General features: G+C 30.8%; 16 protein-coding genes. 6 read left to right on the top strand and 10 right to left on the bottom strand.

Annotated features, from left to right (window positions below; genetic code table 11):
• Positions 1–79: 79 nt before the first annotated feature.
• From pgi to uvrC, 9 genes are all read right to left on the bottom strand, one after another.
• Positions 80–1,717, bottom strand: coding sequence for a glucose-6-phosphate isomerase (gene pgi, locus ACIQZ1_RS06380; protein ID WP_396160108.1), 1,638 nt, complete (start codon positions 1,715–1,717; stop codon positions 80–82).
• A gap of 10 nt (positions 1,718–1,727) precedes the next feature.
• Positions 1,728–2,960, bottom strand: a complete 1,233-nt coding sequence (locus ACIQZ1_RS06375) for a peptidoglycan DD-metalloendopeptidase family protein (RefSeq protein WP_396160106.1) — start codon at positions 2,958–2,960, stop codon at positions 1,728–1,730.
• A 14-nt stretch (positions 2,961–2,974) separates the two neighbouring features.
• Positions 2,975–3,895, bottom strand: coding sequence for a tryptophan 2,3-dioxygenase family protein (locus ACIQZ1_RS06370; protein WP_396160104.1), 921 nt, complete (start codon positions 3,893–3,895; stop codon positions 2,975–2,977).
• 8 nt (positions 3,896–3,903) lie between these two features.
• Entirely contained in the window at positions 3,904–4,674 is a 771-nt protein-coding gene (locus ACIQZ1_RS06365; RefSeq protein ID WP_396160102.1) for a DUF3108 domain-containing protein, read from the bottom strand.
• A 386-nt stretch (positions 4,675–5,060) separates the two neighbouring features.
• The gene (gene hppD / locus ACIQZ1_RS06360; protein WP_396160100.1) at positions 5,061–6,224 is read right to left on the bottom strand and encodes a 4-hydroxyphenylpyruvate dioxygenase; all 1,164 of its coding nucleotides are present in this window, start codon (positions 6,222–6,224) and stop codon (positions 5,061–5,063) included.
• 51 nt (positions 6,225–6,275) lie between these two features.
• On the bottom strand, positions 6,276–7,433 hold the full coding sequence (locus ACIQZ1_RS06355; RefSeq protein ID WP_396160098.1) for a homogentisate 1,2-dioxygenase: 1,158 nt from the start codon (positions 7,431–7,433) through the stop codon (positions 6,276–6,278).
• 199 nt (positions 7,434–7,632) lie between these two features.
• Entirely contained in the window at positions 7,633–9,126 is a 1,494-nt protein-coding gene (locus ACIQZ1_RS06350) for an APC family permease (protein WP_396160096.1), read from the bottom strand.
• 69 nt (positions 9,127–9,195) lie between these two features.
• The gene (locus ACIQZ1_RS06345; protein WP_396160094.1) at positions 9,196–11,439 is read right to left on the bottom strand and encodes a patatin-like phospholipase family protein; all 2,244 of its coding nucleotides are present in this window, start codon (positions 11,437–11,439) and stop codon (positions 9,196–9,198) included.
• Between the two features lie 3 nt (positions 11,440–11,442).
• Entirely contained in the window at positions 11,443–13,230 is a 1,788-nt protein-coding gene (uvrC, locus tag ACIQZ1_RS06340) for an excinuclease ABC subunit UvrC (RefSeq protein WP_396160092.1), read from the bottom strand.
• Between the two features lie 128 nt (positions 13,231–13,358).
• On the opposite strand from uvrC, the gene ACIQZ1_RS06335 reads away from it, so the two are divergent.
• The 4 genes from ACIQZ1_RS06335 to ACIQZ1_RS06320 all read left to right on the top strand — a co-directional run bounded on the left by ACIQZ1_RS06335 (position 13,359) and on the right by ACIQZ1_RS06320 (position 15,891).
• Positions 13,359–14,345: a succinylglutamate desuccinylase/aspartoacylase family protein gene (locus ACIQZ1_RS06335; RefSeq protein ID WP_396160110.1), complete on the top strand. Its 987-nt coding sequence runs from the start codon at positions 13,359–13,361 to the stop codon at positions 14,343–14,345.
• Positions 14,314–14,877: a 5-formyltetrahydrofolate cyclo-ligase gene (locus ACIQZ1_RS06330; protein WP_396160090.1), complete on the top strand. Its 564-nt coding sequence runs from the start codon at positions 14,314–14,316 to the stop codon at positions 14,875–14,877. Before ACIQZ1_RS06335 ends, ACIQZ1_RS06330 begins: the two co-directional genes overlap by 32 nt.
• 65 nt (positions 14,878–14,942) lie before the next feature.
• Positions 14,943–15,359, top strand: coding sequence for a hypothetical protein (locus ACIQZ1_RS06325; RefSeq protein ID WP_396160087.1), 417 nt, complete (start codon positions 14,943–14,945; stop codon positions 15,357–15,359).
• Positions 15,360–15,435: 76 nt separating this feature from the next.
• A complete protein-coding gene (locus ACIQZ1_RS06320; RefSeq protein WP_396160085.1) occupies positions 15,436–15,891 on the top strand; it encodes a septal ring lytic transglycosylase RlpA family protein in 456 nt (151 codons plus the stop codon).
• 11 nt (positions 15,892–15,902) lie between these two features.
• Here the strand turns inward: ACIQZ1_RS06320 and ACIQZ1_RS06315 are convergent, their stop codons facing one another.
• Positions 15,903–16,370: a CYTH domain-containing protein gene (locus ACIQZ1_RS06315; RefSeq protein ID WP_396160083.1), complete on the bottom strand. Its 468-nt coding sequence runs from the start codon at positions 16,368–16,370 to the stop codon at positions 15,903–15,905.
• A 190-nt stretch (positions 16,371–16,560) separates the two neighbouring features.
• Here ACIQZ1_RS06315 and dinB point away from each other — a divergent pair, with 190 nt between their 5' ends.
• Positions 16,561–17,637 (top strand): DNA polymerase IV, encoded by a 1,077-nt coding sequence (dinB, locus tag ACIQZ1_RS06310; protein WP_396160081.1) that lies wholly within the window; start codon positions 16,561–16,563, stop codon positions 17,635–17,637.
• Between the two features lie 150 nt (positions 17,638–17,787).
• The gene (gene lepA, locus ACIQZ1_RS06305) at positions 17,788–19,584 is read left to right on the top strand and encodes a translation elongation factor 4 (protein ID WP_396160079.1); all 1,797 of its coding nucleotides are present in this window, start codon (positions 17,788–17,790) and stop codon (positions 19,582–19,584) included.
• Positions 19,585–19,647 lie beyond the last annotated feature (63 nt).

The following is a 19,647-nucleotide window of genomic DNA, read 5'->3' as shown; positions in this document are numbered from 1 at the left end:
TCATGTTTTGTTAGTTATATATTTTTGACAAAATTATAAAAAAAATAACAAATAGCATTAAGAAAACATTAACATTTTTTTATTTTAAATACTTAGCTAATAATGATTTAGTGGAACTATCATGATTTGTAATGTTCCCACTTTCCATTTCACTTAATATTGAGTTGGCTAATTGCTTGCCTAATTCTACACCCCATTGGTCATAACTATAGATATTCCAAATAATTCCTTGTACAAAAATTTTGTGTTCATACATAGCTACTAATTCGCCTAAACTTTCTGGAGTTAATTTTTTTATTAATAAAGTATTGGTTGGTTTGTTTCCTTCAAAAACTTTAAAAGGGATTAAATGTGCTACTTCTGCTTCTGTTTTACCTTTTGCTATAAATTCAGAAAGTACTTGTTCACGAGATTTACCTTTTAATAAGGCTTCTGTTTGCGCAAAAAAGTTAGACATTAATTTGTTATGATGGTCTTTTTCGCCATAAAGAGGATCAATAAAACCAATAAAATCTGTAGGAATTAGTTTTGTTCCTTGATGAATTAATTGAAAAAAAGCGTGTTGCGAATTGGTTCCGGGCTCGCCCCAAACGATTGTCCCTGTTTCATAATTTACAGGTTTTCCATTTCTAGCAATAGATTTTCCGTTGCTTTCCATGATGCCTTGTTGTAAATAAGGCGCCAGTTTTTGTAAATACTGCGTATACGGAATTAGCGCTTCTGTTTCGGCACCAAAGAAATTATTATGCCAAATACTTAATAATGCCAATACTACTGGAATGTTTTTTTCAAAAGGCGTATTTGCAAAATGCACATCCATTTTATTGGCACCTTTTAATAAATGATTAAAATTATCGTATCCAACAGCTAAACTTATTGTTAATCCAACGGCACTCCATAATGAAAATCTTCCGCCAACCCAATCCCACATAGGAAAAATATTTTTGGGTGCGATACCAAAGTTGGTTACGTTTTGTAAATTTGTAGAAACAGCTACAAAATGTTTGGCGATATCTTTTTCAGTAGCCTTTTGCAAAAACCATTTTTTTACGGTTTCCGAATTGGTTAAGGTTTCCTGAGTAGTAAATGTTTTAGAAACGATAACAAATAATGTAGTTTCTGGATTTATTTTTTTTAGTATTTCTTGTACATGATCACCATCTACATTAGAAATAAAATGTGTATTTAAATTGTTTTTATAAAATTGTAAGGCTTCTACAATCATCGCAGGACCTAAATCTGAACCACCAATTCCAATGTTCACTACATCGGTAAATGGTTTTCCAGTATATCCTTTTGCTTCACCTGAAACGATATAATTTGTAAAATCTTTTATTTTATTTTTCGTGTCATAAATTTCAGGAATTACATTTTTTCCTTCAAACAAAACCACATCGTTTTCATTAGCGCGTAATGCGGTATGAAGCACCGCTCTGTCTTCGGTTTCGTTTATTTTTTCTCCCGAAAAATACTTTGAAATCGCATCTGGCAAACCTACTTCATTTGCTAATTCTGTAAGTAATTGTTTGGTTTCTTCAGTCCAATTATTTTTAGAAAAATCTACATAAAAATCATTCCATTCTATTTTGAATTTTTCTGCTCTTTTGGCATCATTTTGAAACAAATCTTGAATAGATTGCTTTTCAATTTCAGAAAAATGAGATGTTAATTTTTGCCAAGCTTTAGTTTCCGTTGGATTGATATGTTGTAATTTCATGATAAATTGTTTATTCTTTAAATGTTTTGGATGTTGTGTCGTCTAATTCTTTTTTTAGCGGAGCAATGGCTGCTAAATATTTTGTTTTTTGTTTTTTTGTCATCGGTTCCGAAGTTGGTAATTTTAAACGTAAAGGATCTACTTGCACCCCATTTTTCCAAAATCGATAACACACGTGAGGTCCTGTAGCTAAGCCTGTACTTCCCACTTTTCCAATAATTTGTCCTTGTGTAACCGATTGGCCTCTACGAACTAAAATTTTCGACATGTGAAGGTATTGTGTGGCGTATTTTCCGTTGTGTTTTACTTTTACAAAATTTCCGTTTCCAGAAGTATATCCTGTAGCTTCAACTACTCCTGAAGCGGTAGTTTTTATTGGTGTTCCATGAGGCGCGGCATAATCTGTTCCATTATGTGCTTTCCAAGTAAATTGTACGGGATGAAATCGTCGAGCTGTAAATTTTGAGGTTAATTTGAAAAAGGATAAAGGCGCTTTTAAAAACATACTTTTAGCTCCCGAAGCTTTTTCGTCATAATATTCTGGATTTTTTTGATTTTCATTTAATTTATAAGGGAAAGCGTATATTTTTTTCCCCTTATATTCAAAATAAGAAGCTTCAACTTCGTCTACTCCTAAATATTCTCCGTTTTCAAAATATTTTTCTTTGATGGTTACGGCAAATTTATCACCTTTTTTTAGCTTGAAAAAGTCAATTGAATATTTATAAATTTGTGCTAATTCGTTTGCTAAATCAGCGCTAACTCCTTTTCTTGATAAAGTTTCCGATAAAGATCCGTCCAACTCTGCCGCAATAGTTCTTCTTTTAATAATGGTAGGACGTTTTTTTATTTCTACACGTATAGAATCTCTTAAGTCGACCACTAAAAAACTGGTTTTGTCTTGCACATATACTAAAGCTTTTAAATTTTTCTTGTTTTTTTTATCGGAAAAAGTTAGAAAAGCTTTACCTGCTCGAATGTTTTTTATATTGAAAGAATCTTTAATTTTTTCAGTAACATCAAATGTTTTTAAACTGTCGGGTAATGTGTACGCTTCTAAAATAGTACTAAACGTATCACCAGATTGTAAGGTATCTTCTACCACAGAAAAATCATTAAAAGTAAATCCGTATTTTTTAATTATAGGTACTTTTTTTGCGATTTTTGCTGAAGATTTACTGTCTTTTTCTTTGTTTTGACAGGAAAACGTAAGCAGTAGTAAAGCGTATAATATGTATTTCAAATCTTGGTTTTTAATTATTCTCCCCAGTTTTTTAATTCTTCTTCACTCCAAAGTTCTGGAAAGAAAATACGTTTTTGGTATTTTGGTAGCATATATTTTTTCCAATCGCTTCCGCCCGTTGCTTCATGATTTCCGGGAACGCTTTCAATATATTTTTTTGCAGCATTAAAATGACCCATCACCCAAGTAATGTTTACAGTTTTGTCGTAATGACGCATAGCGGCTATTAATTCAGGATTTTTTTGATCGTTTTCTGGTAATTGTTTAAATTTTTGCCAAAGATTTATGGTGTTATATTCTTCCATAAAAGATAAAAATTCTTTTTTATATTTTCGTTCAAATTCGCTTAACAAATATGATTTTTCTCCTGTTTGATGATCTTTTCCTGCAGCTTGCCAATACAAATGTTCTAACGCGTGTGTGTATGACGTATTTCTATCAATGGTTGCTCTAAAACGAAAATCAATTAAATTAATCAAATCGGTTGATGCAAATTCAATCATTCTGTATTGCGCACTTTGGAAACCACTTGCAGGCGTTAACGTATTTCTGAATTTTAAATATTGCTCAGGTTCCATTCCTTCTTTCATAATATCAAAAGAAGTGGTTAACATATCAAAATAGCGACTAATTCTATTTAATCTTTCTGTAAAAAATGCGGTACTTGGTTTTTCATTATGGCACACTTGATCCATTTCCCAAAGTATCATTTTAAATAACAATTCATTTACCTGATGATACATAATAAACACCATTTCATCTGGAAGGGTAGAACGTTGAATTTGTAAATTTAAAAGCGCATCTGTTTGAATATAATCCCAATACGTTATTGGTTTTGCCCAAAGCAGTCCTTCTAAATGTGTCTCAGTTTTTTGACTTATTTTTTCGAACTTTTCATCTAATTGTTCGATTTTTTTTGAAATAGTATTTTGCAAAATTAGTATTATTTAAAATTTATAGGATGTTTTAATCCTTTGTACTGATCAATATCTGCTTTAATAGAACCGACTGCTAAACTGGCTTTTACTCGGATTGGAATTTTATTTTTGTCATCTGATATCCAAACGGTTAAACTCTCTTCTTCTTTAAAAACACGACCCGCTTGAACTAGTGGTTTAAAAATCATACAGTTTATTTCTCCAAATTTAGAGTTAATATTTTCTCTGCCAACAAATTTAAGTTTAAATTTTGTTGTTTCTTCATCAAAAAACATATCAATAACTATGGATTCACCTATATTTAGGTTATCAATTTTTGGATGATTTCTTAGATAATAAAAAGAGGAAACAATATCTTGAACGTTTTCAGGTACATTAAATGTTTTTTCAGTTTTATTTTTGTAGTCTTTTACTAAAACGGTATTGTTGTTTTGGTTAAAATAGCCTTGTTGATTTTTTGTATAGCCACCTTCGTTTATATTTCTTATAAATACATAAGGTTTGTTGGTTTCTTTATTAAAGTAACTTTCATAGTTATCTACTACTTTAAACATCATTTTTGTCACGCCTGTTGTGTAGCCTTTCCCAATAACATGATGCATTTTTTTACCATTTAGCTCGGCATCTTTAACTTCTAAAGTGGCGTAGCCGGCATTAATTAGACCGTAATGTATTCTTAATTTGAAAAATTCTCCAATGGAATAAGAATCTTTTTCCTCAGTATTAAAAGAGTTTGAGACTAAAAACACCGCTATAAGTAATATTATTCTTTTCATTTTATAAGATTTTCTTTCAAGAATACAATTATTGTTCCAAAGTTACAAAAAACAAAAAACCCAGTCAAATGAATTAACTGAGTTTTTATGTTTTAACCAACCAAAAAACTATAAATTATGAAAACTTATAAGCAATATGAGACTACTACCTCTCAATTGCTCTGCAAAGATATGTTAAGAATTTAAATATTATTTAATAAAAAATCAACTTTAACACTTTTAACAGAAAAAAACGCAAGAAAAGCGGTTAAAATTTAACAAAACAAAAAAATAACCTACTTTTTTTATGTATTTGACAATCTTCTTTTTAACTAATTGGTTTTTAGAGATTTAAAATTGGTGTATTTTAAATAAAAAAGCAGCTAGAACAGCTGCTTTTTTATTTTTTATAACGTTCCTCTTTTAGCTTGTTCTCTTTCAATAGATTCAAACAAAGCTTTAAAGTTTCCTGCTCCAAAACCTTTTGCACCCATTCTTTGAATAACTTCAAAGAAAAGTGTTGGTCGGTCTTCTATTGGTTTAGTGAAAATTTGTAACAAATACCCTTCTTCATCGGCATCAATCATAATACCTAATTTTTGAAGCTCGTTGATGTCTTCTTTAAATTTAGACATGTGATCTTTCAATCTTTCTGGAATGGCATCATAATACGCTTGAGGTGGCGTACTTAAAAATTCAATTCCACGAGAACGCATATCGGCTACGGTAGTAATGATGTCATCTGTTGCAACTGCTATATGTTGCACGCCTTCGCCTTCATAGAAATCTAAATATTCTTCAATTTGAGAACGTTTTTTTCCATTAGCCGGTTCGTTAATAGGAAATTTGATTCTTCCGTTTCCGTTACTCATAACTTTCGACATTAATGCCGAGTATTCTGTAGTAATTTGTTTGTCGTCAAAAGAAAGGAAATTAACAAATCCCATTACATCTTCAAACCATTTTACGGCTTCATTCATTCTGTTCCATCCCGTATTTCCAACCATATGGTCAATAAATTTTAATCCAACTGGTTTTGGATTATAATCCGATTTCCATTCTTGATAACCAGGCATAAAAATTCCGTTGTAATTTTTACGTTCTACAAAAACAAATACGGTTTCTCCATATGCGCCATAAATTCCTGCACGAACTACCTCGCCATCTTCATCTTTTTCAACAACAGGCTCAAAATAAGGTTTTGCACCTCGTTTTGTAGTTTCTTCAAATGATTTTCTGGCATCTTCTACCCAAAGTGCAATAACTTTAACGCCGTCTCCATGTTTTTTAACGTGTTCCCCAATTGGTGAATTACTGTTTAAAGCGGTTGTTAGTACTAAACGAATTTTATCTTGTTTTAAAACATAAGACGCTCTGTCTTTTAAACCAGTTTCTAATCCTGCATACGCTAAGGATTGAAAACCGAAAGCTGTTTTATAAAAATGCGCAGCTTGTTTGGCATTACCCACATAAAATTCTACATAATCTGTCCCTAATAAAGGCAAGAAATCTTGTGCGCCTTCAAATATTTTTTCTAAGCCGTATTCGACTGATTTTAAATCGTTATTCATAATTTTTTATTTATTGGTAAAAAATAATTACCTAAGAGTTGTGTTTTAATTTTATTCCACCCAAGATTTGTAGTATTGACCATCGTCTATTCCCATTGCTGCTTCCGTAACCATTAATGGACGAAATGTATCAACCATAACAGCTAATTCTTTAGTTTCGGTATGACCAATACTTCTCTCCATAGCTCCTGGTGCAGGTCCGTGAGGAATTCCTTTTGGATGTAAAGTGATATGTCCTTGTTCGATATTGTTTCTACTCATGAAATCACCATCAACATAGTACAACACTTCATCAGAATCAATATTGCTATGATTATAAGGAGCAGGAATTGATTTTGGATGATAATCATACAATCTTGGCACAAAAGAGCATACTACAAATGTAGCTGTTTCAAATGTTTGATGAATTGGCGGCGGTAAATGCACACGTCCTGTAATAGGTTCAAAATTGTGAATTGAAAATCCGTATGGGAAATTATATCCGTCCCAACCAATAACATCAAATGGATGAGTGGCATAAACCACTTCGTGCATCATACCTTCTTTTTTGATTTTGATTAAGAAATCACCTTTTTCGTCATAGGTTTCTATTTCGGAAGGTAATTTAAAATCTCTTTCGCAAAATGGTGAATGTTCTAAATGTTGACCTGATTCGTTTTTATATCTTTTTGGAGTATAAAATGGCGCATAAGATTCTACATAGAATAAGCGATTATCTTCTGAATTGAAATCAATTTGATAAATCATACCGCGTGGAATAATTAAGTAATCGCCATATTCAAAATCTATATTCCCCATCATGGTTCTTAGTTTTCCAGAACCTTTATGGATAAATATCATTTCGTCTGCATCGGCATTTTTATAAAAATAACTGCGCAAAGATTTTTTTGGTGCGGCTAATCCGATAATACAATCTTTATTAACAAGCATGTCTTTTCTGCTTTCTAAAAAATCTTCGGCTGGTTGTAATTCAAAACCTTTTAATAACAGCGATTTAATGTTTTTACCAATAGCGATTTTTGGTTCAACAGAATATGATTTTGTAATCTCTTTAACTTGTGTTGGTCTATGAAAATGGTATAATAATGAAGAATGTCCATGAAATCCTTCGGTTCCAAAAAGTTGTTCATAGTATAATCCGCCGTTTGGGTTTTCAAACTGGATGTGTCGTTTATGAGGGATTTCTCCTAATTTATGATATATTGGCATTTCTTTAAGTTTAAAAGTTATAGTTTAAAAGTATTTTACAATACTTTTTTTATTAAAACAAAAAGAAGTATCCTCACTCAGGATTTCTCTTGATGAGGAATTTTAAATGGGCTAATAATCCGTTCCAATTTTTCATAACACAAATATCGTAAAAATATATTATAAAAAAAAACGACTTCAACTGAAGTCGTTTTTTTAATTATTTTCTTTCGTTATCTAATCTTTCAAATTCTTCAGGATTATTTAATTTAGCATGTTTTTTACTATAAAAGAAATAAACTGTGATACCAATAATTCCCCAAACAATAAATGCATACCAAGTTTCTTTTCTAACATAGTACATTAAGAATAAATTGAACGAAACACCTAATGTGCCGACTAAATATAAAGCAGGAGTTCTGTAAGGTCTTTCTAATTCTGGTTTTTTATATCTCAATATCATTACAGCAATACAAACCATTGCGAATGCTAATAATGTTCCCATTGAGCACATTTCTGAAACTTTATCTATAGGGGTAAAAGCAGCTACAATTGCAATAATCGCTCCAACTAAATAGGTACTTTTATATGGTGTTTTGAAATTTGTATGTAAATCTTTAAAGAATGGAGGTAATAAACCGTCTTTTGCCATTCCTAAGAATATACGCGTTTGTCCTAACATCATTACTAACATTACTGAAGTTAAACCTGCTGTTGCAGCAATTGTTATAATAAAAACAGCCCATCCTAGTCCATTTTCAGCAAATGCTGAAGCTACAGGTGCAGACTTATCTAGTACATCATATTTTACCATTCCTGTTAAAACTAAAGATACTAAGATATATAAAACAGTACAGATTACTAATGAAGCTACAATTGCAAATGGGACATCTTTTTTAGGATTGATTGCTTCACCCGCTTGCGTTGATACAGCATCAAAACCTATGTAAGCAAAAAAGACTATTGTTGCCGCTGTCATTACCCCACCAAAACCGAAGTTTACTTTTTCTACACCGTCAACAATTGTAGTTGTTTCAGCTGGTATAAATGGTTGCCAATTTGCAGTGTCAATGTAAAAAGCGCCAACAATTATTACAAACAATACAACTGCTATTTTAATAATAACAATTATATTATTCGTTTTAGCTGCTTCTTTAATTCCTTTTACTAGAATAGAAGTAACAATCAAAGTGATAATTAATGCGGGTAAATTTATTGCAAAAGATGGTGCGTCTATCCCGGCAGCTATTGATTTTTCTGTAGCTGTAGCTAAATCATTACATAGCCAAAGCGGAATATCTATATGAAATAGGTGTAGTAGTTTTACAAAATAACCGCTCCATGCAACGGCTACTGTTGTGGCACCCATCATGTATTCTAAAATTAAATTCCATCCAATAAACCATGCAAAAAGTTCTCCAACAGTACCATAAGCATAAGCGTAAGCAGAGCCTTCAACTGGAAGTACTGAAGCAAATTCAGCATAACACAAAGAAGCAAATAAACACCCAATTCCAGCTATTACAAAGGAAAGGGCTAGAGCAGGACCTGCATAATCATGCGCTGCAATTCCGGTTAAGGTAAAAATCCCTCCACCAATTATAGCACCTATACCTAATGAAGTTAACCCCCATTTTGTAAGTACTCTTTTTAAATCATTTTTTTTCATATCAGCTTCAAAGGCTGACACTGGTTTAACTCTCCAAATAGACATAAAGTAATAATTTTTAGTTGCTTCAAATATAGGATTTTTTCAATTAAATATCCAAATCAAAAAAAATATTTAAAAAACGAAGCCTAGATTTACCCAAAAAGCAGAAAAATGTGATTCAGGAGACCACGTATATTTTAATTCAATTGGACCTATTAAAGTTTCTAAGCCATAGCCCAAACCAAATCCAGTATAAGTAGGTTTGTTAAACCACGTTTTCGTAGCTTTAAAAATAAAATCACCAACTATTGAAGCATTATATGTTAAGTTGATGTGATTTCTTTTAAAAAATTCGTAATCAAAAATACCACTAGTTTTTATATACGAATTGCCACTTATGCTTAAAAAATCATATCCATAAAAAGGGCGAATGTTGGTATTATCTCTAAATCCAGTTCCTCCTAAGGCAAAATCGAAATAAGGTAAAGTAGAATATCCAATTTTAAAACCTATTTCATTTTGAAATGTAAATGAGATGTTTTTTAATGGCTCAAAAGCAATCCCTAAATCTGTTTTAGAAATAGAAAATTTCGAAAATTGATTCGTATAATCTGATGAACTAAAATAGTAATTAAAGTTACTTTTTAAATACCAACCTTTTTTTGGAAAATATTTATCATCAAAAGTATCGTAATTTAAATACCCCAACAAAGATAAATAATTACTGTTTTCAATTGTTTTATTGGCTTTAATTAAATTATCAGATTTTAATACTAAGTTTTGAAACTCTAACCCTCCACCAATATTAAATTTTCTTAAAAAAACAGTTTGAAAAAACACTTTTGTTGTAATACTTGAATAATCTAAATTAATTTTTTCAAATGCATTAGTTAAATATTTTTGAGTTCCAAAAGCTGAATTAACATTCTTATTGAATGTATTTAAACTAGAATTAATTCCAAAACTAAAATAATAGCCATTATCAATTAAGTAATTAAAATCGTACCTAAAATTATCGCCAAAAATTAAATCTAAAGAGGCCATGTCGTTTTTAGAAATAATTTTCTTTTGGGTAATATTAATTAAAGCGCCACTTTTATATAATTCATCATAATGAAGCGCAAATTTTAATAAAGTATTTATTTTGTTTTCTCTTAAACTTATAAAAATATCTTTCTCGTTAAATTGATATTTTATTGCACTAAAGTTTTGCGTATTGCTTAAGTTTTGAATGCCATTTTGAAAATCTTCAAAACTTATTTTTGTGTTTGGTTTAAATCGTAATTTTCCTAAAACATACGCTCGGGTATAATTTTTTAGTTCTGTAAAACCAATGTTTCCAATAAAAATCGAATCTTTAACAAGTTTTAATTCTGGTTTTTGATAGGCTTTATTTTCAAACTTTTGTAGTTCTGTTAAAAAATTTCTTGTAGCAAATTCTCCGTTTTCTATAATTTTTTTACCGTTTTCGAAGGACAAAACAGAATACCCTTTAATTTCTGGTTTAATATAAATATTCGTAAGTTTTTGCTTGTTTTTCATTTGAGAAAGCGTGTAAAAATTCGAAATTTGTCCAAAAATAGTTGTTATGCCTTGTAACTCTTTCCTGTCTTTTAAGTTCTCCTGAACATCCACACCTATAATAAATTCGGCGCCTAATTCTTTAAGTTTTTCAACGGGATAATTATTAGTTACCCCTCCATCTACTAGTAATCGACCTTCAATTTCTATTGGATAGAAAATACTTGGAACAGAACTACTTGCAACTAAAGCTTGAGGAAAAATTCCTTTATTTAAGATTATTTCTTCTCCAGTTTCAATATCTGTAGCCATACAGAAAAACGGAATTGGTAATTTTTTGAAATCTCTCGTATTTCTTACGTGATAGGTTAATTTAGATAAAAAATTATAATTATAAAACCCTTTTGAAAGTGCATTTGGGGTTTCTAATTTTAGTCTTTTAAACGGTAATGATAAGGCATAAATATCATCATTTCTTTTATTAAAAAGTAACTTAGATTTTCTTGGAATATTGTCTTGAACTAAATCGTCTATGTTTAATGTACTAAAAATTGAATCTAATTGTTTTCCAGTATATCCAGAAGCGTAAAGCCCTCCAACTATTGCACCCATACTGGTACCGCCAATATAGTCTATCTTTATTCCTAGTGAATCTATTACTTTTAGTACGCCAATATGCGCCAATCCTTTTGCACCTCCACCAGAAAGAACCAAACCAATTTTAGGTTTTTTGATGCTGTCTTGGGCAATTGAGTTAAGTGATAAAAGTAAAAAGGCAATTAGTATAAAACAAGAAAATGTACCACGAATTTGGTATTCTATTTTCTTTATTCTTTTTACTATTCTCTTAAACATAAGTTATTGTTTTTTGTAAAAGTCGGAAATTTTTTTTGCTTTTGAAAGTCCAATTACTGAAGAAATTTCATTTTCTGTAGCTTCTTTTAATCTTTTTACACTTTTGAAGTGCGAAATTAAAGTAATCATTGTTTTTTCACCAATGCCAGGAATACTTTCTACGGAAGAATTTAATGCAGACTTACTTCTTTTGTCGCGATGATGTGTAATTCCAAATCGGTGTGCTTCGTTTCGTAATTGTTGAATTATTTTAAGCGTTTCCGATTTTTTATCCAAATATAAAGGAATCGGATCATCTGGATAAAACAATTCTTCTAATCGTTTCGCAATACCTATAATGGCAATTTTACCACGCAAACCTAAATCTTCTAAACTTTTTAATGCTGAAGACAGTTGCCCTTTTCCTCCATCTATAATAATAAGTTGTGGTAGCGATTGATTTTCATCTAAAAGTCTTTTGTACCTTCTATACACCACTTCTTCCATCGAAGCGAAATCATTTGGGCCTTCAACCGTTTTTATGTTAAAATGTCTGTAGTCTTTTTTGCTCGCTTTCCCATCTTTAAATACCACACAGGCTGATACAGGATTTGTTCCTTGAATATTAGAATTATCAAAGCATTCAATATGTCTAGGTTCTACAGAAAGACGTAAATCTTTTTGCATTTGTGCCATAATTCGGTTTGTATGTCGGTCTGGATCTACAATTTTAATTTGTTTTAATTGGTCTAATCTGTAATATTTTGCGTTTCGTTCAGATAGGTTTAAAATCTCTTTTTTATCTCCTAATTTAGGAACAGTCACTCCAATTTTATCGCCTAAATCTATTTCAAAAGGCACTACTATTTCTGTTGAGGTTAAAGAGAATCGCGCTCTTATTTCTACAATTGCTAATTCTAGTAATTCTTGATTGGTTTCGTCTAATTTTTTCTTTAATTCTAATGTGTGCGAACGAATAATAGCGCCGTGTGAAATTTGTAAAAAATTCACATATGCCATGGTTTCATCTGAAATAATGGAAAACACATCAATATTGGTAATTTTTGGATTTATTATCGTTGATTTTGCTTGATAGTTTTCTAAAACTTCAATTTTATCTTTAATTTTTTGTGCTTCTTCAAACTTCATTTCTGAGGCTAAAATCTGCATATGGTATTTAAAATCTTTTAGACTTTCTTTAAAATTACCTTTTAAAATTTCTCGAATAGCCGTAATTTGTTTTTGATAATTTTCTTGCGTTTCGTAGCCTTCACAACCGCCTTTACAATTTCCAATATGGTATTCTAAGCAGACTTTATATTTCTCAGCTCTAATGTTTGCTTGTGATAAATCAAAATTACAGGTTCGTAAAGGATATAATTCTCTAATTAATTCTAATAACGTATTTACGGTTTTAAAACTAGTGTAAGGGCCAAAATATTCCGAGCCATCTTTTATCATTTTTCGAGTAGAAAACACTCTTGGGAACGTTTCTTTTTTGATGCAAATCCAAGGATACGTTTTGTCATCACGAAGCAGCACATTATATCTTGGCTGTAGTGTTTTAATAAGATTATTTTCTAACAATAACGCATCAGTTTCTGTAGGAACTACAATATGTTTGATAGTAACAATTTTTTTTACAAGTACCGAAGTTTTAAAATTATCGTGGTTTTTTGTAAAATAAGATTGTACGCGTTTTTTTAAATTTTTCGCTTTTCCAACGTACAAAATCTTATTGTCTTTGTCGTAATACTGATACACACCAGGATTATCAGGTAAAGTTTGAATTTGTAGTTCGAGTGGCGTCATTTGAAGTAAACAGTATTCAGTTTTAGTATTCAGTAATTTGACTTGAGTAAGTCTTACAAAAATAGCAAAAAACAATTGATTTAGCATAAAGTAAATTTTTATTACTTTAGCAAAAAGTAAAACACGTGATGCACAAGGAAATTACTATTTTTAACGAAACTATTTTGCCAGGAAAGAGTAAAACTATCAATATGCAAATTGGAAAGTTGCACACGATGACCGATTTACACATTCCTATTATTGTAGAAAGAAGTAAAAAAGAAGGGCCGGTAGTTTTGTTTACTGCGGGTTTACATGGAGATGAGATTAATGGAACCGAAATAGTTAGAAAATTAATTGTCAAAAAAATTAATAAACCAAAACGAGGTACAATTATCTGTATTCCAGTAATTAATATTTTCGGATTTGTCAATCAAACCAGAGAATTTCCCGACGGGAGAGATTTAAATAGAATTTTTCCTGGAAGCAAAACGGGTTCTTTAGCAAGTCAATTTGCTTATTATATATTAAAAGAAATTTTACCTCATATAGACTATGCAATAGATTTTCATGCTGGTGGAGCCAGAAGATTTAATGCGCCTCAAATACGAATTGTTCCTAATAACACGGAATTAAAAACACTTTCAGATGTATTTGGTGCTCCGTTTACCTTATATTCAAATAATATCTCTGGTTCGTTTAGAAGCTCTTGTGATAAAATGAATGTGAAAATGTTATTATTTGAAGGAGGAAAATCCGTAGATATAAATAATGAAGTAACTAAAGAAGCTGTTGAAGGAACCAAACGATTTTTAACGCACTTTGGGATGCTAAAAAAGAAACACGAAATTTCAAAACCACACCAAACTATATATATTGAAAAGTCGGATTGGATTCGAGCTAATTTTTCTGGCATGTTTCATGGCTTAAAACAAATTGGAAGTTATGTAATAAAGGGTGAATTATTGGCTACTATTTCCGATCCTTTCGGGAAGGTGAGTCATAAACTAAAAGCACCACATGCTGGTTATTTAATAAATGTAAATGATGCACCAATTGTATATCAAGGTGATGCCGTTTTTCATATTTCAACAAAATTAGAAAATGACGAAGAAGGAATTAAGAACCAAGTATAACGCTTTAAGGCAAAATTTATCTGAAGCTACGATTGAAGATTTATCCTTACAAATTGCCAATCAAATCATTCATTTAGATATTTGGCAATACAGTTTTTACCATCTTTTTTTACCTATTGAAACTAAAAATGAGGTAAATACAGAATATATTTTACAAGTTTTAGCAGGAAAAGATAAAAATATTGTCCTTTCTGTAAGTGATTTTTCAACTCGCGAAATGACGCATTTTCTTTTAACAGATGTGACCAAAATTAAGAAAAACAAATACAACATTCCTGAGCCAGTTGACGGTTTAGAAGTTCCTGTTTCTAAAATTAATGTAGTTTTTGTGCCTCTTTTAGCTTTTGATGAAAAAGGTAATAGAGTAGGTTATGGTAAAGGATTTTATGATCAGTTTTTGTCAAAATGCCAACCAGAAACCATAAAAATTGGTCTTTCTTTTTTTGAAGCTGAAACAGTAATTTCTGACACCTTATCTACTGATGTTCAGTTAGATTATAGTGTAACACCAACTAAAGTTTACAATTTTTAATATTAAATTAAATAGGAATTCCATATATTTTATTATATTTGAAATTATTACTAAAAAAACAAACTATGTTACAAACTATTCATTCTACGTTAGCTTATGGTGTTTTAGCCGTATTAATTTTTGCAATTATCAATGCTTTTTTAGGGCTTTCTTCAAAAAGAAATTTTACTTCAAAAGACAGAAGTATCTCATTAATTGCCTTAATTTTTAGTCATATCCAGTTGTTGGTTGGAATTGTTCTTTGGGTAGAATCTCCAATAGGAAAAGCAGCTTTAAGTCAAATGTCAAATTCGGCTATGCGCTTAACAGCCATGGAACATCCTTTAATTAATATCATTGCGATTGTTTTAATTACAATTGGTTGGAGCAAACATAAAAAAGAAGAAAGCAGTAACGGGAAGTTTAAAAAAATTGGTATTTTTTATGCTTTAGGATTACTGTTAATTTTATCAAGAATTCCTTGGACGAATTGGATGGCATAATTCCTGTCAAATCAATAAAAATATAAAGAGAAGTAAGTGAAAATTTACTTCTTTTTTAATCTTATATTATATGAAGATGAAAAAATTTATATACATATTACCGCTTTTAGTAGTGCTTTTTTTTCAGAAGGAAAATATTAAATCAAATTTTTCTCAAGAAAAACCAAAATTAAAAGTTACAGATACAGTAAAGAAAAAAGACAGCATTTCAAAACCTGTTGAAAAACTAGAAATGTATCACGAATCGGCACACGCTTCATATTATGCTAATAAATTTAATGGCAGAAGAACGGCAAGCGGTACAAGGTTTAATAACAATGATATGACTTGCGCACACCGAAAACTTCCATTTGGCACAAAGTTAAAAGTTACAGGTGTAAAAACTAAAAAAGTAGTATACGTTACAGTTACCGATAGAGGACCGTTTCATAAAAACAGACATATTGATTTAACAAGAGCTGCTTTTTGGAAAATTAGACCTTCAAATTATGGCGGACATATTGATGTAAATATTGAAATTGTAAAGAAATAAAAAAAAGCCTTTTACCAAGTAGTAAAAGGCTTTTTACTTAAATAAGCATTATAATATTTTTCATCGCCTGTTACTTCTTCTGCAAGCCAACTTGGTTTTTGAAACGTTTCATTGGCTTCGGAAAGTTCTATTTCGGCAATAATTAATCCTTTGTTTTCCCCTTCAAAAATATCCACTTCAAATGTATGATTTCCTTTTTTGATTAAATATCGGGTTTTATCAATTGCACCTTTTTCGCATAATTTTAATAACGCTTCTGCTTCGTGTAAATCAATTTCTTTTTCCCATTCAAAACGGGTAATTCCTGATTCGTCGCCTTTGCCTTTTATAGTAATAAATCCTTTTTTGTCTTTAATCCTGATTCGGACTGTTCGTTCAGGTGTGGAATTTAAATACCCTTGAGCAATTTTCTGCGAATGGAAAGCCTCAGCAATAAAACCTAAGGAATGGACTAAAAATTTACGTTCTATTTCTTGCATAATTCTTAAAGTATAAGAATCAAAATTACAATATTTATACATATAAGTCACATAAGTTTTAACGTTCTTTTTGTTTCAAGTTTCAAGTTTCAGGTTGGCTGAGGTTCTCGAAGCCAATGGTATTGAAATTTCTGAAAATCTAAAAAATTTCAGTTTAAAGAAATATTTTTTTCAGTACTTTGTAAATCTTATGGAAAATATACAACGAAAAATAATTCACATTGATATGGATGCCTTTTATGCTTCTGTAGAGCAATTGGACAATCCTGATTTAATAGGAAAGCCAATTGCTGTGGGTGGAAACGAAATTCGTGGTGTAGTGAGTGCCGCAAGTTATGAAGCAAGAAAATTTGGTGTCCGAAGCGCCATGAGCGGTACGCAAGCTGCTAAACTATGTGCTGATTTAATTTTTGTAAAACCTAATTTTGAACGCTATAAAGAAGTTTCTAAACAAATTAGAAAAATATTTTATGAATATACAGATTTGGTAGAACCGCTTTCTTTAGATGAAGCCTATTTGGATGTAACTGAAAATAAAAAAGGAAATCCAAGTGCGACATTAATTGCCAAAGAAATCCGACAAAAAATATTTGAAGCGACAGGTTTAACAGCATCAGCAGGGATTTCTGTAAATAAATTTGTAGCCAAAATTGCGAGTGATTTTAATAAGCCCAACGGTCAAAAAACGTTAAATCCAGAAGAAGTTGAAGCGTTTATTGAAGTGTTAGATGTAAAAAAATTCTACGGAATTGGAAAAGTCACCGCCGAAAAAATGTATCAATTAGGCATTTATTCTGGAATAGATTTAAAAACCAAATCGTTAGACTATCTTGAAAAACATTTTGGCAACAGTGGAAAATCGTACTATAATTTATCTCGAGGGATAAGTTTTAGTCAAGTTAAACCAAAAAGAGAAATGAAATCTGTTGGTGCCGAACGCACGTTTAATAAAAATTTATCTTCTGAAATTTACATGGAAGAACGTTTAAAAAATATAGCTGAAGAGATTGAACGGCGTATAAAAAAATATAAAATAGCTGGTAAAACCATTACTTTAAAAATAAAATATTCCGATTTTTCACAGCAAACAAGAAGTAAAACGGTACAGTATTTTATTTCCGATAAAAATCTGATTTTTGAAACCGCAAAAGAATTATTGTATCAAGAAAAATTGAAAAATTCTGTACGTTTATTAGGGATTTATTTAAACAATTTAAACACACAACAGAAAAAATTTGTAGTGTACCAATTGAAGTTTGAATTTTAGATGGTTATTCCTAAATTATTCTTTTTCAAAACCGCATAATTACCCTATATTTGTAGATTATATAAAGAGTAAAAATATTTTGAATTTGAAAATGGATTTTGTTGAAAAACGAATTTTGAATTTTGAATTTTAAATTTTGAAAGATAACAAATGAAACACATTAGAAATTTTTGCATAATTGCACATATTGATCACGGAAAAAGTACATTAGCCGATAGACTTTTGGGAGCTACTCAAACAGTAACTGCCAGAGAAGAAAAAGCACAATTATTGGATAATATGGATTTGGAGCGTGAACGTGGTATTACCATAAAAAGTCACGCGATTCAAATGGAATATACGTACCAAGGTCAGGAATATATTTTAAATTTAATTGACACACCTGGTCACGTAGATTTTTCTTATGAGGTTTCTCGAAGTATTGCAGCCTGTGAAGGCGCTTTGTTAATTGTTGATGCCGCACAAAGCATTCAAGCACAAACCATTTCAAATTTATATTTAGCATTAGATAATGATTTGGAAATTATTCCGGTTTTAAATAAAGTCGATTTACCTTCTGCTAATCCGGAAGAAGTTTCAGATGATATTATCGATTTATTAGGTTGCAAACTAGAAGATATCATTCACGCCTCTGGTAAAACAGGTTTCGGTGTAGAAAATATTTTAGCGGCTATTATAGAAAAAATTCCACCACCAAAAGGTATAAAAGACGAACCTTTACAAGCATTAATTTTTGATTCGCATTACAATCCTTTTAGAGGAATTGAAGTAATTTTCCGTGTCGTAAATGGTGAAATTAAAAAAGGTCAGAAAATTAAATTTATGGCAACCGGTAAAGAATATTTTGCTGATGAGGTGGGGACTTTAAAATTAAATCAGGTTCCAAAAAATGTAATTTCAACAGGAGATGTTGGTTATTTAATTTCTGGAATAAAAGAAGCAAAAGAAGTAAAAGTTGGCGATACCGTTACAGACGCTAAAGAGCCAACTACTAATATGATTACAGGTTTTGAAGACGTAAAACCAATGGTATTTGCTGGAATTTATCCTGTAGACACAGAAGATTATGAAGATTTACGTTCTTCAATGGAAAAATTACAATTAAATGATGCGTCTTTGGTGTTTTTACCAGAAAGTTCTGCGGCATTAGGATTTGGTTTCCGATGTGGATTTTTAGGAATGTTACATATGGAAATTATTCAAGAGCGTTTGGAACGTGAGTTCGACATGACCGTTATAACAACTGTACCTAACGTTTCGTACTTGGCTTACACAAAGAAAGAACCTGAAGTGGGTTTCATAATAAACAATCCATCAGATTTACCAGAACCAAGTAAATTAGATAGAGTAGAAGAGCCATATATTAAAGCAACTATCATTACAAAAGCCGATTATGTTGGAAATGTAATGAGTTTATGTATTGAAAAGCGAGGTTTAATTACCAATCAAACCTACCTAACAACCGAACGTGTAGAATTAAATTTTGATATGCCTTTAGCAGAAATAGTTTTTGATTTTTACGACCGATTAAAAACAGTTTCTAAAGGGTATGCTTCTTTTGATTATCATCCAATAGGAATGAGGGTGTCTAAATTAGTTAAATTAGATGTGTTATTAAATGCCACTTCTGTAGATGCATTATCGGCACTTATTCACGAAGATAATGCATACAATATTGGAAAAAAAATGTGTGAAAAATTACGCGAATTAATTCCACGTCAGCAATTTGACATTCCAATTCAAGCTGCTATTGGAGCAAAAATCATCGCGCGTGAAACAATAAAAGCGCTTCGAAAAGATGTTACTGCAAAATGTTACGGTGGTGATATTTCTCGTAAACGTAAATTATTAGAGAAACAGAAAAAAGGGAAAAAGCGAATGCGTCAAGTTGGAAATGTAGAAATTCCTCAAGAAGCATTTATGGCCGTTTTAAAATTGAACGATTAAATAGATAAACTAGCAAAAGCATATAAATATATTAATATGCTTTTTTCTTTTTAAAAAAAGTCA

Origin of the sequence: Flavobacterium sp. (assembly GCF_044341185.1) — a bacterium.
In the GTDB taxonomy this organism is placed as follows: Bacteria; Bacteroidota; Bacteroidia; order Flavobacteriales; family Flavobacteriaceae; genus Flavobacterium.
Note: the sequence above shows the minus strand (reverse complement) of the source record. Positions and strands in the feature narration are given on the sequence as shown.

Excerpts from the sequence above, each read along its gene's own strand:
- pgi (WP_396160108.1), bottom strand. The coding sequence starts at position 1,717 with ATGAAATTACAACATATCAATCCAACGGAAACTAAAGCTTGGCAAAAA.
- ACIQZ1_RS06365 (WP_396160102.1), bottom strand. The coding sequence starts at position 4,674 with ATGAAAAGAATAATATTACTTATAGCGGTGTTTTTAGTCTCAAACTCT.
- hppD (WP_396160100.1), bottom strand. The coding sequence starts at position 6,224 with ATGAATAACGATTTAAAATCAGTCGAATACGGCTTAGAAAAAATATTT.
- ACIQZ1_RS06355 (WP_396160098.1), bottom strand. The coding sequence starts at position 7,433 with ATGCCAATATATCATAAATTAGGAGAAATCCCTCATAAACGACACATC.
- ACIQZ1_RS06350 (WP_396160096.1), bottom strand. The coding sequence starts at position 9,126 with ATGTCTATTTGGAGAGTTAAACCAGTGTCAGCCTTTGAAGCTGATATG.
- ACIQZ1_RS06345 (WP_396160094.1), bottom strand. The coding sequence starts at position 11,439 with ATGTTTAAGAGAATAGTAAAAAGAATAAAGAAAATAGAATACCAAATT.
- uvrC (WP_396160092.1), bottom strand. The coding sequence starts at position 13,230 with ATGACGCCACTCGAACTACAAATTCAAACTTTACCTGATAATCCTGGT.
- ACIQZ1_RS06335 (WP_396160110.1), top strand. The coding sequence starts at position 13,359 with ATGCACAAGGAAATTACTATTTTTAACGAAACTATTTTGCCAGGAAAG.
- ACIQZ1_RS06330 (WP_396160090.1), top strand. The coding sequence starts at position 14,314 with ATGACGAAGAAGGAATTAAGAACCAAGTATAACGCTTTAAGGCAAAAT.
- ACIQZ1_RS06325 (WP_396160087.1), top strand. The coding sequence starts at position 14,943 with ATGTTACAAACTATTCATTCTACGTTAGCTTATGGTGTTTTAGCCGTA.
- ACIQZ1_RS06320 (WP_396160085.1), top strand. The coding sequence starts at position 15,436 with ATGAAAAAATTTATATACATATTACCGCTTTTAGTAGTGCTTTTTTTT.
- ACIQZ1_RS06315 (WP_396160083.1), bottom strand. The coding sequence starts at position 16,370 with ATGCAAGAAATAGAACGTAAATTTTTAGTCCATTCCTTAGGTTTTATT.
- dinB (WP_396160081.1), top strand. The coding sequence starts at position 16,561 with ATGGAAAATATACAACGAAAAATAATTCACATTGATATGGATGCCTTT.
- lepA (WP_396160079.1), top strand. The coding sequence starts at position 17,788 with ATGAAACACATTAGAAATTTTTGCATAATTGCACATATTGATCACGGA.